This is a genomic window from Vibrio sp. CCUG 15886, from assembly GCF_028570825.1.
Taxonomy (GTDB): domain Bacteria; phylum Pseudomonadota; class Gammaproteobacteria; order Enterobacterales; family Vibrionaceae; genus Vibrio; species Vibrio vulnificus_B.
Genome location: NZ_JAQQBT010000006.1, coordinates 13,175 through 26,748, shown reverse-complemented (window position 1 = coordinate 26,748; position 13,574 = coordinate 13,175). Strand labels below are relative to the sequence as shown.

The 13,574-nt window shown below is 46.6% G+C and carries 12 protein-coding genes; 3 read left to right on the top strand and 9 right to left on the bottom strand.

From position 1 onward, the window contains the following. Positions 1-153 precede the first annotated feature (153 nt). Positions 154-1,578, top strand: a complete 1,425-nt coding sequence (gene treB, locus PQQ36_RS13125) for a PTS trehalose transporter subunit IIBC (protein ID WP_043920904.1) — start codon at positions 154-156, stop codon at positions 1,576-1,578. A gap of 66 nt (positions 1,579-1,644) precedes the next feature. Next, positions 1,645-3,330, top strand: a complete 1,686-nt coding sequence (treC, locus tag PQQ36_RS13120; protein ID WP_258427610.1) for an alpha,alpha-phosphotrehalase — start codon at positions 1,645-1,647, stop codon at positions 3,328-3,330. 98 nt (positions 3,331-3,428) lie between these two features. On the opposite strand, the gene PQQ36_RS13115 is transcribed toward treC, so the two are convergent. Next, on the bottom strand, positions 3,429-4,028 hold the full coding sequence (locus PQQ36_RS13115; RefSeq protein ID WP_225470813.1) for a YitT family protein: 600 nt from the start codon (positions 4,026-4,028) through the stop codon (positions 3,429-3,431). A gap of 345 nt (positions 4,029-4,373) precedes the next feature. Here PQQ36_RS13115 and glyA point away from each other — a divergent pair, with 345 nt between their 5' ends. Beyond that, positions 4,374-5,624 carry a serine hydroxymethyltransferase gene (gene glyA / locus PQQ36_RS13110; RefSeq protein ID WP_011078394.1) on the top strand — a complete coding sequence of 417 codons (1,251 nt, stop codon included), beginning with the start codon at positions 4,374-4,376 and terminating at the stop codon, positions 5,622-5,624. Positions 5,625-5,756: 132 nt separating this feature from the next. Here the strand turns inward: glyA and PQQ36_RS13105 are convergent, their stop codons facing one another. The 8 genes from PQQ36_RS13105 to mrdA all read right to left on the bottom strand — a co-directional run bounded on the left by PQQ36_RS13105 (position 5,757) and on the right by mrdA (position 13,571). Further along, the gene (locus PQQ36_RS13105; protein ID WP_011078393.1) at positions 5,757-6,092 is read right to left on the bottom strand and encodes a hypothetical protein; all 336 of its coding nucleotides are present in this window, start codon (positions 6,090-6,092) and stop codon (positions 5,757-5,759) included. 199 nt (positions 6,093-6,291) lie between these two features. Then, on the bottom strand, positions 6,292-7,257 hold the full coding sequence (lipA, locus tag PQQ36_RS13100; RefSeq protein WP_225470814.1) for a lipoyl synthase: 966 nt from the start codon (positions 7,255-7,257) through the stop codon (positions 6,292-6,294). Then, on the bottom strand, positions 7,254-7,910 hold the full coding sequence (gene lipB / locus PQQ36_RS13095) for a lipoyl(octanoyl) transferase LipB (protein WP_013572280.1): 657 nt from the start codon (positions 7,908-7,910) through the stop codon (positions 7,254-7,256). Before lipB ends, lipA begins: the two co-directional genes overlap by 4 nt. Positions 7,911-8,088: 178 nt before the next feature. Further along, positions 8,089-8,367 (bottom strand): DUF493 family protein YbeD, encoded by a 279-nt coding sequence (gene ybeD, locus PQQ36_RS13090; protein ID WP_011078390.1) that lies wholly within the window; start codon positions 8,365-8,367, stop codon positions 8,089-8,091. A 122-nt stretch (positions 8,368-8,489) separates the two neighbouring features. Beyond that, positions 8,490-9,671, bottom strand: a complete 1,182-nt coding sequence (locus PQQ36_RS13085) for a serine hydrolase (protein WP_011078389.1) — start codon at positions 9,669-9,671, stop codon at positions 8,490-8,492. Between the two features lie 92 nt (positions 9,672-9,763). Continuing rightward, positions 9,764-10,558 carry a septal ring lytic transglycosylase RlpA family protein gene (locus tag PQQ36_RS13080; RefSeq protein WP_017420884.1) on the bottom strand — a complete coding sequence of 265 codons (795 nt, stop codon included), beginning with the start codon at positions 10,556-10,558 and terminating at the stop codon, positions 9,764-9,766. Then, positions 10,558-11,679: a rod shape-determining protein RodA gene (gene rodA, locus PQQ36_RS13075; RefSeq protein WP_011078387.1), complete on the bottom strand. Its 1,122-nt coding sequence runs from the start codon at positions 11,677-11,679 to the stop codon at positions 10,558-10,560. The genes PQQ36_RS13080 and rodA overlap by 1 nt, the downstream gene beginning before the upstream one ends. Beyond that, entirely contained in the window at positions 11,679-13,571 is a 1,893-nt protein-coding gene (gene mrdA / locus PQQ36_RS13070; RefSeq protein ID WP_080535754.1) for a penicillin-binding protein 2, read from the bottom strand. The genes rodA and mrdA overlap by 1 nt, the downstream gene beginning before the upstream one ends. Between the last annotated feature and the right edge of the window lie 3 nt (positions 13,572-13,574).

Sequence of the window (13,574 nt, the reverse complement as noted above, 5' to 3'; positions counted from 1 at the left end):
GTTTTTCCGATCTAGACTGTGATCACTTTCAATTAATGGGACTGTTCCCATTTTGTTTATTTATAAAAGCTGGCAATATTAAATCAAGAAATGGGAATGTTCCCATTATCTAAAAACTATAATTGAGTAGATCAGAATAGGGTGGACAGAGTTATGAGTAAGATAGCGCGCAAGGACGTTGAACGTCTCATCGAGCTAGTCGGAGGAAGCGACAACATCGCCAGTGTCAGCCACTGTTTGACACGCCTTCGCTTTGTGTTGAACGACACGTCGGCCGCCGATGTTAAGCAAATCGAAACATTGTCGATGGTCAAAGGATGCTTTACCAACGCGGGTCAATTTCAAGTGGTGATTGGCACGGAAGTTGATGCTGTCTATAAAGTGTTGCTCGAGATTTCAGGTAAATCGGAAGCGAGCAAAGACGATGCGAAATTGGCGGCTCGTCAAAACATGAACATCATTGAGCGCGGAATCTCCCATCTTGCTGAAATTTTTGTCCCTCTGCTCCCTGCGATCATCACTGGTGGTTTAATCCTTGGTTTCCGTAATGTGATTGGCGACATCAAGATGTTTGATGGCCAGACATTGACGGAGATTAGCCAGTTTTGGGCAACGGTTCACTCCTTTTTATGGTTGATTGGCGAAGCGATTTTCTTCTTCCTACCAGTAGGGGTGTGCTGGTCTACCGTGAAGAAACTCGGCGGGACACCGATTTTGGGCATTACACTCGGTGTAACACTGGTTTCACCGCAGCTCATGAACGCCTACTTAATAGGTAAACAAGCCCCAGAAGTGTGGGACTTTGGTCTGTTTGTGATTGAAAAGGTCGGCTATCAAGCGCAGGTGATCCCAGCCATGTTGGCAGGTGTTGCGTTGGCTTTCATTGAAACTAACCTAAAACGTATCGTCCCTTCTTATCTCTACCTCGTGGTGGTGCCGTTTGTCTCGATCATCCTATCCGTTATTCTTGCTCATTCTTTGATTGGCCCGTTTGGCCGTGTGCTTGGTGATGGCGTGGCATTTGCGGCAAAAGCGGCCATGACGGGCGACTTTGCAGTGTTAGGCTCAATGATTTTTGGCTTCTTGTACGCACCACTTGTGATCACCGGTATTCACCATACAACCAACGCTGTGGATTTGCAGTTGATGCAAGAGATGGGTGGTACGCCAATTTGGCCGCTGATTGCGTTGTCAAATATTGCACAGGCGTCTGCCGTTGTTGGCATCATCATTATCAGTAAAAAACATGGCGAGCGTGACATCTCTGTGCCCGCTGCGATTTCAGCCTATTTAGGTGTGACTGAGCCTGCCATGTACGGCATCAACCTCAAGTACAAGTTCCCTATGCTGAGCGCGATGATTGGTAGTGCTGTCGCAGCCGCAATTTGTGGTGGTGCTGGTGTGATGGCAAATGGCATCGGGGTGGGTGGCCTACCTGGCATTCTCTCAATTCAACCACAATTTTGGGGTATTTACGCACTGGCGATGCTGACCGCCATTGTGTTGCCAGCAGCCCTCACTCTAGTGTTTTACAAGCGAGCAGAAGCCAAAGGCGAACTCGAACCGGTAAACGCATAATTTCATCGATTTGGAGTGGCGAATGGCCACTCCGCTTTGTTTCTCTTCGGTAAGTGAGTCTTTACCATGACAACACGTAACACAGATGCACATTGGTGGAAAACCGCCACTATCTATCAAATCTACCCAAAAAGTTTTTGCGACAGCGGGGCAAAGGGGACGGGAGATATTCAAGGCATCATCTCTAAGTTGGAATATTTGAAGCATCTCGGTATTGATGCAATCTGGCTGACGCCGGTTTACCAATCGCCGATGGTCGATAATGGATACGACATTTCGGATTACTACCGAATTAATCCTCAGTTTGGCACGATGGCGGATTTTGATGAATTGCTCGAGAAAGCGCATCAGCTCGGAATCCGTCTTATCATGGACATTGTGGTGAACCACACCTCGACCGAACACGCTTGGTTTCAATCGGCACTGGGTAACAAAAACAGTCCATATCGGGATTACTACATCTGGAAAGACCCGGTCGAAGGAAAGGTACCCAATAATTGGCAGTCTAAGTTTGGTGGCAGCGCTTGGGCGCTGGATGAACAAACGGGCCAATATTATCTGCACCTTTTCGCCAAAGAGCAGGCCGATCTCAATTGGGAAAATCCCACGGTTCGTGAGGAAGTGAAAAATGTTATTCGTTTTTGGGCGGAAAAAGGCGTTGACGGATTTCGTCTGGACGTCATCAATCTGATTTCGAAGCAACAAGATTTTTGCGACGATGAGATTGGCGATGGGCGTCGTTTCTATACTGATGGACCGCGTGTGCACGACTATCTCCAAGAGATCAGTCAAGCCGTTTTCCAAAAGTATGGCAGTGTGACAGTGGGTGAGATGTCATCGACAACCTTAGAGCATTGTCAGCAGTACTCCTCACTTGATGGTAAAGAGCTTTCCATGGTGTTCAATTTCCATCATCTGAAAGTGGATTATCCAAATGGTGAAAAATGGACCAAGGCACCATTTGACTTTCTCCAGCTCAAACAGATTTTTAATCATTGGCAAACCGGCCTGAATGGGAAAGGGTGGGGAGCGCTCTTTTGGTGTAACCATGATCAGCCACGTATCGTGAGCCGTTTGGGCAACGATCAAGCGTATCGTGTTGAATCGGCAAAAATGTTGGCAGCTTCGGTTCATATGATGCAAGGCACGCCTTATGTTTATCAAGGCGAAGAAATTGGCATGACCAACCCAGGGTATACCGAGATTGAACAGTATCGTGATGTTGAAAGCACCAACATGTATCAGATCATGGTTGAGCAGCAGGGAGTTGACCATGACGAGATGATGGCGATTTTGGCACAAAAGTCTCGTGATAATTCACGCACCCCAATGCAGTGGTCAGAAGAAAAACACGCAGGATTTACGCAAGGAGAACCTTGGTTAGCGGTGGCGAGTAACTACTCGAAGATCAACGCGGAAGCGGCTGTGGCGGATCTCAATTCTGTATTCTATTTCTATAAACGATTGATTGAACTACGTAAAGAGGTGCCAGTGATCACCCAAGGTGATTATCAAGACTTATTACCCGAGCATCAGAGTGTGTTTGCTTATGCGCGGACCAGTGCGGCTCAGCAACTGGTGTGCATCAATAACTACTACGGGGAAGAGGTGGAGTGTGTATTGCCATTGGGTCTCGACATGCGTAAAGCGAAATGTTTGCTGTCTAATTACCAAAATCGACCGAGTGCCATGGCTTCACATCACCAAGTACTCAAACCTTACGAGACTCGTATTCTCTTGATTGAACGTTAAGTTTGTTGTTGGTTATAAAGAACGCTAACGGCACGCCCCTAATACGTTCAAAGGCTTTGGAAGTCCCAAAGCCTTTTTTTGTTGCAGGGTAAAACAGATTACTGATAACGAACCGAGTATCGATGCGGCTTATGATTCATCGCGAGTACTAAATTCAATGCAAAAGCGCCGAGAATCGACAGTGCGATCGTGGTCGGGCTGACAAAGAAAAAGGAAGCAAATAGGATGGTTGCATCAATTGCCATCTGCGATTTGCCCACTGAAACACCAAATTTATCTTGGATGTCGAGGCAAAGCACGTTAAAGCCCCCCAAACTGGAGCGATGACGAAATAGGATAAGCATGCCTAGACCCATTAACAGCCCACCCGCAATCGCGCAGTAAACTTCATTGATATGCTCAACAGAGATTACTAAATATAGGTTATCGGCAAAAATCGAGACTAAACCACCAGAAATGGCACTATTAAAAGCAAAGCGACGCCCATAGCGTTTCCAAGCCAATAAATAGAAAGGACAATTCGCCAAAAAATACAACATTCCAAAAGTGAATGGAGTAAACTGAGTGACTAACAGAGCAAGCCCAGTTGTCCCGCCTGTCAGTAGATTGGCTGATTGCAGAAAAAAGACGCCTTGGGCGACGAGAAAGGTGCCGGTTAATATGGCGATCCAGTCTTCTCTACGTGAGTGTTTTTCCATCAGTGGTTAAATTTCATTTGCGATTAAGGGCGTGCATAGTAGTAAAAAGCTGATCTTTTTGGTAGCTAGCGGGTTAAAATTAGGGTAAACCTATGTAATTGTTGTTTTACAGGGTGTGAAACGCAAAATTGACACTTTAGATTGCATTTTCGCTTAAGGACAAAGCCAAGATGAAATCTTTCACATGTCATCATGAAGAAACTGCATAGAGAAAAGTGAATTTTCTCTTTATGACCTGGATCAAATTATGTAGAATGCGCGCCATTATGGTGACGAAAACGTTTGCGTTGGGTCATTAACCAGTTTTTTTGCAACTTTCAGTCAAATCTGAGTCAGGAGATACAGATGCTTAAGCGTGATATGAATATCGCTGATTACGATGCGGAGCTATTCGCAGCTATCCAGGAAGAAACTCTTCGCCAGGAAGAACACATCGAGCTGATCGCTTCAGAAAACTACACAAGCCCACGTGTAATGGAAGCTCAAGGCTCTCAGCTAACCAATAAGTACGCTGAAGGCTACCCAGGCAAGCGTTACTACGGTGGCTGTGAATATGTTGATAAAGCGGAAGCACTCGCAATTGATCGCGCATGCCAGTTGTTCGGTTGTGAATATGCAAACGTACAGCCTCACTCAGGTTCTCAAGCAAACAGTGCAGTGTATATGGCGCTGCTTAACCCAGGCGACACTGTATTAGGTATGAGCCTTGCGCACGGTGGCCACTTGACGCACGGCTCACCAGTTAACTTCTCTGGTAAGCACTACAACGTTATCCCTTACGGTATCGATGAAGCGGGTCAAATTAACTACGACGAGATGGAAACGCTAGCGCTTGAGCACAAACCTAAGATGATCATCGGTGGTTTCTCAGCGTACTCTCAAATCGTTGATTGGAAGCGCATGCGTGAAATCGCGGACAAAGTTGACGCTTACCTATTCGTCGATATGGCGCACGTTGCGGGTCTTATCGCAGCAGGTGAATACCCAACACCTGTGCCACACGCACACGTAGTAACGACAACGACGCACAAAACGCTAGCAGGTCCACGTGGTGGTCTTATCCTGTCTAACGCTGGCGAAGACATGTACAAGAAACTGAACTCGGCCGTTTTCCCTGGTGGCCAAGGCGGTCCTCTAATGCACGTTATCGCGGGTAAAGCAGTAGCGTTCAAAGAAGCGATGGAACCTGAGTTTAAAGCTTACCAAGCGCGCGTAGTGAAAAACGCAAAAGCGATGGTGGCTCAATTCCAAGAGCGTGGTTACAAAATCGTATCTAACGGTACAGAAAACCACCTGTTCCTTGTTGACCTAATCGACAAAGACATTACAGGTAAAGATGCTGACGCGGCACTAGGCGCAGCAAACATCACGGTAAACAAGAACTCAGTACCAAATGACCCTCGTAGTCCGTTTGTGACTTCGGGTATCCGTGTTGGTACGCCAGCGATCACTCGCCGTGGCTTCACTGAAGCGGACGCGAAAGAGCTAGCAAACTGGATGTGTGACGTATTAGACAACATCGGCAATGAAGCGGTTATCGAAGCAACGAAACAGAAAGTACTAGAAATCTGTAAGCGTCTACCTGTTTACGCATAAGATTTTGGTTACTTGAACATCAAAAAGGCTTCCGGATGGAAGCCTTTTTCATTCGTACATTTCTTAGTTAAAACAGTAAAAGGAACAAGAAAAGTCACCATTCAACCAAGAGTGTTTGAGTGGCGAGAGCTATTACTTGTCTTTAGAAATGCTTAATAGCGAACCTGATTTACATTGGAACGAGTAGTAACTATTGGTTTCGCTAAACTTGCCTAAGCCTTCGCCATCACAGTAATCGATATTGATATCACGCATCACATTCAATGTCTCTTCACTGTTTAGTGCAAACTTCGCACCATCAGCGCATACAATGCGGACACGTCCGTCTTTACTGACTGAGTAAAGTTTTACTTCGGTATTGCATAGCTCAAAAGACGCTTCGCGGTAGTTATCTTGTGCGGTGTTTTGTTGGGCACAACCAACCAAAAGAGCCGAGGCGAATAGGGTGATAAAACCTAATTTGTTCATCTAATCAATCCTACTTTTTTGAAAATTTAGAATGCCATACGCAATGCGATGGATATACGTTTGCATCAAGCCTATAGAATTGACCAATAGATGACAAGCAATTCATGTCGTGAAGGCTGGATAGACAAAGATTTAAGACAAATAAAAAGCTGGTTATCAATACCAGCTTTTTGTTTTTCGAGGCAATCAGTGATTTGGCTTATTTGACTTCTAAGCCTTGCGCCTGCATATCGGCATGATAAGACGAACGCACAAATGGACCACAAGCTGCATGAGTGAAACCGAGTTCCAGAGCAATCTCTTTGAGCTCATCAAATTCTGCTGGTGGAACGTAACGCTCTACCGGAAGATGGTGGCGACTTGGAGCAAGGTATTGGCCGAGTGTCAGCATGGTCACACCATGCGCACGAAGATCTTTGAGCACTTCAACGATCTCTTCTTTGGTTTCACCTAAACCCATCATGAGTCCCGATTTGGTTGGGACATCAGGATGCTGCTCTTTGAATTTCTTCAGAAGATCCAATGACCATTGGTAGTTTGCCCCTGGACGCACCTTACGGTACAGGCGTGGCGCAGTTTCCAAGTTGTGGTTGAACACGTCTGGCGGATTCTCTTTTAGTGCATCTAGCGCCACGTCCATACGACCACGGAAGTCAGGAACCAATGTTTCGATACGAATTTGTGGGCTTTGAGCGCGAATTTCACGGTTACAATCGGCAAAATGTTTTGCTCCACCGTCACGCAGATCGTCGCGGTCAACGGACGTAATCACCACGTATTTGAGTTTCATATCGGCAATGGTTTTTGCCAGCTTTGTGGGTTCTTCTGCTTCTGGTGGAAGAGGTCGGCCATGGGCAACATCACAGAATGGGCAACGGCGAGTACAAATGGCACCTAGAATCATAAAGGTTGCCGTACCGTGGTTAAAGCACTCCGCCAAGTTTGGACAAGAAGCCTCTTCGCAAACCGAGTGCAGATTATTTTTACGCATAGCGGATTTAATATCTTGAATGCGTTGGCTATCTGCAGGCAACTTGATCTTCATCCAATCAGGCTTGCGTAGGACCTCTTTTTGCTCTGTCGGCATGTTCTTGACGGGAATCAGAGCCATTTTGTCGGCGTCACGATATTTAACGCCTTTTTCCATCTGGATTGGTTTACTCATGCTTCTCTTACTTCTGCTTCTGTGCTGAATTCAACTTGCTCATAACCAAGCAAATTTACCAGTTCTTTGACTAATTGTTGCTCAACGAGAGCGATGTCCGTGGGGCCTCCCAGTTCACTCACTTGAACCATCTCCATGCCTTGATAACCACATGGGTTAATTCTCAAGAAAGGGGAAAGGTCCATATTTACGTTGAGTGCGAGCCCGTGGAAAGAGCATCCTTTGCGGATACGCAGACCTAACGAACATATCTTTCTACCGTCGACGTAAACGCCGGGTGCATCCGGTCTGGCTGCGGAGTCGATATTGTATGCTTTAAGCGTATTGATTACGAGGTTCTCGATAGTCGTGACGAGATCTCGCACACCCAATTTTTTGCGACGTAGGTTGATGAGGAAATAGGCCACCAGTTGACCGGGTCCATGATAAGTCACTTGTCCGCCACGATCGCTTTGCACAACAGGAATATCACCGGTATTGAGAAGGTGCTCTGCTTTACCCGCTTGGCCTTGGGTAAAAACGGGGTTGTGTTCAACCAACCACACTTCGTCCGGTGTCTCCTCGTTGCGTGTATCAGTAAATTCATGCATTGCTTGCCATACTGGCAGGTAATCTCGACGGCCAAGTCGTTTTACAACTAATTGGTTTTGCATGATATTTCCTGTTATCGCTTAGTAAAGTTTTTGCATTATAAACCTGTTCACGGTTGGGAACTATATTTGTTTCACAACTATTTAACGCATTTGGTCGTGCTTAGGTTTTTATCTCTCTGATAAATATAAAGAAAGCAGCCATAAGCTGCTTTCAAAAAAAATTTAATTTATCAAAAAATTATAGAACCATGCGTACAATGTCGATTTCGCCGAGCTCTTTGTACAGCGTTTCAACCTGCTCGATAGAGGTGGCAGTGATGTTGATAGAAACCGAGTGATAGTTACCTTTTGCACTAGGTTTTACTGCAGGGCTGTAATCTCCAGGAGCATGGCGCTGAATCACTTCCAACACTTTCTCTGGCAGTTCAGGTTTTGCGTAACCCATTACCTTGTATGTAAATGAACAAGGGAACTCAAGAAGATCTTTCAGTTTGGCATCAGAGTTGATGGTGAGCATTGAGGATAACTCCAGTTAGATATTCGGTTATGCGGGGCGCAATAGTAACGTCTGTTTTATGTGAACTCAAGTACAACAAAGCCGCCAAATTGGCGGCTTTAGGCTAACAGTCTGTTTTGAAATTAGAACAGGCTCTTAAATAGCAGTACTAGATAATCCCAAAGACGGCTGAATAGGCTGCCTTCATCAACCGACTCAAGAGCCAGTAGTGGGTACTGAGCCACATCTTCACCATCGACTTGGTAGTAAAGCTTACCAACCACATCGCCTTTCTTAATCGGAGCTTGAAGTTCTTTTTCAAGTACAAAACTGGCGGTGAGGTTTTTCGCTTGACCACGAGGTAACGTGACGTAAGTGTCTTCATTAACACCCAATGCTAGGGTGTCTTTGTTACCCATCCAGATTTTTTCTTCGACGAAAGTTTCACCGGCTTTGTGCGGCGCAACGGTTTCGAAGAAACGGAAGCCGTAACTCAGAAGTTTCTTACTTTCTGACTTACGTGCGTTCATGTCTTTGGTGCCCATGACGACAGCGATAAGACGCATCTTACCTTCAGTGGCAGAACTTACTAGGCTGTAACCTGCATTGCTTGTGTGGCCCGTTTTGATGCCATCCACATTCATGCTTTTATCCCACAACAGACCGTTACGGTTGTACTGGGTAATGCCGTTGTAAGTAAATTTTTGCTCTGAGTAGATACGGTATTCATCCGGCACATCACGGATCAATGCTTGACCAAGGAGCGCCATGTCGTACGGCGTTGAGTATAGGTTGGCGTTATCCAAACCATGTACGTTGGCAAAATGTGTGTTGGTCATGCCAATAGAACTTGCCCAAGCGTTCATGAGATCAACAAACGCATCTTCTGAACCCGCAATATGTTCTGCCATGGCCACACAGGCGTCGTTACCGGATTGGATGATGATGCCACGGTTAAGATCTTTTACTTTTACCGTGGTGCCCACTTCGATAAACATTTTTGAAGAGTCAGGGAAGTTCTTCGCCCAAGCGTTTTTACTGACGACTACGTCATCTTCTAGGCTGATGTTGCCACGTTCAAGCTCTTGGCCAATCACGTAGCTGGTCATCATTTTGGTCAAGCTGGCTGGAGAGAGCTTCGTATTCATCTCTTTTTCAGCCAGGACTTTGCCTGAATGGTAGTCCATTAGAACAAAACCTTTGGCTGCGATTTGTGGCGCGTCAGGCACCACAACTGGAGCAGCAGAAACTGAGTAAGCCAGCGTTGCAGAAAGTGCAAGGGAAGAAACGAGAGTGGATTTCACAATTTTTGTTGTTTTGTTCATGGTAATTCAATTTTTTTGGTTAATTGTCCATATCTTAACAGATTCGCACTGTAAGTCAGAGCGTCTAACACTAGAAAGTGTCGTGTCAGTTGTCAACGAGTTATGGCTCGCTTTCTGATGAAGGCGCTTTCATGACCCGCCAACTTAACCTGATCCAAGATCTGTTGCGTCAGCGTAAAGTCAGTAAATGGCCCCAACATGAGACGATGCGTATCGTCGGTACTTTCTAAGAAAGACTCTGCATTCAGGCTTTGACCAAGATCTTGTCCTAAAGTTCTCGCTCGTTCGGCAGATTTTGAACTTAATACTTGAATGAAATATTTGGGATGATTTTCCAGCGCTTTAGCATCGGTTGGTGGTTCAAAGTTCAATACTTCAATTTCCACATTGGCGGTGCCCGTTTTTAGTACATCCAGTTTGTAAGCGGCGGCGTAGCTCAGGTCAATAATACGTCCTTCGTGGAAAGGACCACGATCGTTCACCCGCACAATGGTGCTTTTGCCATTGTCTTTATTGGTCACTTTCACGTAACTGGGCAATGGCAGGGTTTTATGCGCTGCTGTCATCGAGTACATATCGTAGATTTCACCATTCGAGGTGAGATGGCCCTGGAATTTTTTACCGTACCAAGAGGCAATACCAGACTCTTTAAAACCTTTTACATCGCGCACAATTTTGTAGTCTTGACCGCGCAAAGTGTAATCTTTGTTTCCACCTAAGCTGTATGGCTCATAACGTGGGTGGGCATCTTCGATATGCTCGACGGAAATCGGCTGGTCAGGAGCAACATCTGACTCTAGGCTATAGCGCCCCTCAGGTTTAGAGCTACAGCCCGCTAAAAGCGACGCGCCGCAAAGTAAACTGAAGATAACAATGGATTTATTCATTAATTTGCCTTTGAGAATGCTTTACGGTGAGTATGGATAGACATCAGAATACCGAAGCCCGCCATCAAGGTCACCATGGAAGTACCGCCATAACTGATGAGTGGCAGTGGTACCCCCACAACGGGCAAGATACCGCTGACCATGCCGATGTTAACAAAGATGTAAACGAAAAAGCTCAACACAACACTGCCTGCCATCATACGGCCAAACGCCGTTTGTGCTTGAGACGCTAAGTAAAGCCCACGACCGATGATGAATAGGTACAGCGAAAGCAGCAGTAAGAAGCCAATCATGCCCCATTCTTCGGCAATCACCGCAAAGATGAAGTCGGTATGTCGCTCAGGAAGAAATTCGAGTTGAGACTGTGTCCCTTGCAGCCAGCCCTTACCAGATATGCCGCCAGAACCGATGGCGATTTTACTCTGAATAATATGATAGCCCGCACCAAGAGGATCTGACTCAGGATTAAAAAGGGTCCTGACACGCACTTTCTGATACTCGCGCATCAAGAAGAACCACAAAATTGGGATAAATGCGGCTAACGCCACCGCTGCCGCACCAATAATGCGCCAGCTGATCCCCGCTAAGAAGATAACGAAAATACCCGAGGCCGCAATCAGAATCGAAGTGCCGAGGTCAGGTTGTTTAGCGATCAAAATGGTCGGAATGAACACCATCACCAATGCGATACACAAGGTTTGGAAGGTGGGAGGCAGCGGCCGTTTACCAATGAAGCGCGCTACCATTAATGGTACCGCCAGTTTAAGCAGCTCTGAGGGCTGAAAGCGGACGAAACCAAGATTCAACCAGCGTTGAGCTCCTTTTGACGCTTCACCGAAAAAGAGTACGCCAAGAAGAAGGATTACGCCGCCAACAAACATTAAAGGGGCTAACGATTCGTAGGTGCGTGGTGAAATTTGTGCTAACACGAGCATCACCACGATAGAGAGTGCCATGCGCATCGCTTGGCGATCCATCATCGCCAAACTTTGCCCGCTGGCACTGTACATCACAACTAAGCCAAACCCCATCAGGGCCAAAATGCCTAGAAGAAGTGGCAGGTCGATATGAAATCGCTCAAACAGAGCGCGATTCTTTCCGGTTGCTGGATCGAGTTTCATCAGTGTTTGACCTCGTCACTGTCTTTATCGAGTAACACTTTATCAAAAATACGTCTTGCGACAGGAGCACCATTGGAGGAGCCGCCGCCGGCGTTTTCTAACACTATAGTGACGATGATTTTGGGATCGTCAAATGGCGCAAAGCCAGTAAAGAGAGCGTGGTCGCGTAAGTGCTCGGCCAGCTCATCGGCGTTGTATTCTTGGTCTTCTGCCAAGCCAAAAACCTGCGCTGTGCCTGATTTACCTGCGGTCATGTAAGACATACCGGTAAATGAGCGTCGCGCGGTGCCTTTCTTGCCATGGTTAACCAAGCGCATCCCTTCTTTGGCGAGGTTCCAGTATTTGTCTGGTACGTTTTGAATGGGGGGGTAAGTGACGTAATCCGACAACACTCGGTTGTCAAACGCTTCACCGTTTTCAATCGTCGCACGCAATAAGTGCGGTGCGGTCACGTTTCCTTCGTTAACTAATACAGAAGTGGCTTTCGCAAGTTGCATTGGGGTGGCTGTCCAGTAACCTTGGCCAATACCAACAGGAATGGTGTCGCCTTTGTACCAAGGTGTTTTATGACGAGACATTTTCCAATCGCGTGTTGGCATGTTGGCTTTGCTTTCTTCAAAGATATCGATGCCGGTGTAGTCACCAAAACCAAACATGCTCATCCAATTGGAAAGACGATCAATGCCCAAGTCGTAAGCGATTTGGTAGAAGAAGGTATCGACCGATTCTTCAATGGATTGCACCAAGTTCACTCGACCATGTCCCCAACGCAGCCAGTCACGGAAGGGACGTGTATCGGAGTTGGGGATGCGCCAATAACCAGGATCGTTTCTGGTTGTGTTTGGTGTTACCACACCTTCTTGCAATGCAGAGACGGCGATAAAGGGTTTGACGGTCGAAGCGGGGGGGTAAATCCCCAGCGTCGAACGGTTTACCAACGGGCGGTTTTTGTCGTTAAGAAGATCGCTGTAACCTTTGCCTGAAATACCGTGGACGAACGCATTGGGGTCATAACTTGGGCTCGATACCATGGCCAAAATGCCATTGTCTTTCGGATCCAGTACGATCGCACTGCCTCGTCTACCGTCGAGCAACTGATGAACATAGGTTTGCAGTTTGATATCAATGTTCAACACAATATCTTTGCCAGGCACTGGCGGAACAAATTTGAGGGTGCGGATGACCCGCCCACGGCTGTTGACCTCGACTTCTTGGTAGCCTGCCGTTCCGTGGAGCATGTCTTCGTAAAACTTCTCAATGCCAAGCTTGCCGATGTCGCGTGTTGCTTGATAGTTGGCTTCTTTACCTTCATCACTCAGCCGTTGCATGTCTCGGTCGTTGATGCGTGATACGTAGCCAATCACATGAGTGAGAATTTCGCCATAAGGGTAGTAGCGCTTCAATGTGCCAGACACTTCAACGCCAGGAAAACGGTATTGATTCACGGAGAATACCGCGACTTGTTTTTCTGTAAGTTGACTGAGAATCGGGACCGATTTGAAGCGACGCGTGCGTTTTCGCTCGCGATGGAAACGTTCGATTTGTTCTGGCGTGATTTCAAACAGAGTTTGCAACTGAGTAATCGTGGCATCCATGTTTTTGACTTTTTCCGGTGTGATTTCCAAGTCAAAAACCGGTCTGTTTTCCGCTAATAACACGCCGTTGCGATCATAAATCAAGCCACGATTTGGTGCGATGGGCACCACTTTAATGCGGTTGTCATTCGAGCGGGTTTTGTAATCTTGATACTGGTTGACCTGAATGTTGTATAGGTTGGTCACCAGAACGCCCATTAAGGCGACGATACCGAAAAAAGACACCAGAGCACGATTGGCAAACAACCGTGCTTCGGCTTGGTAATCTCGTATCGTGGTTCGGCGTTTTCTCATCATTAA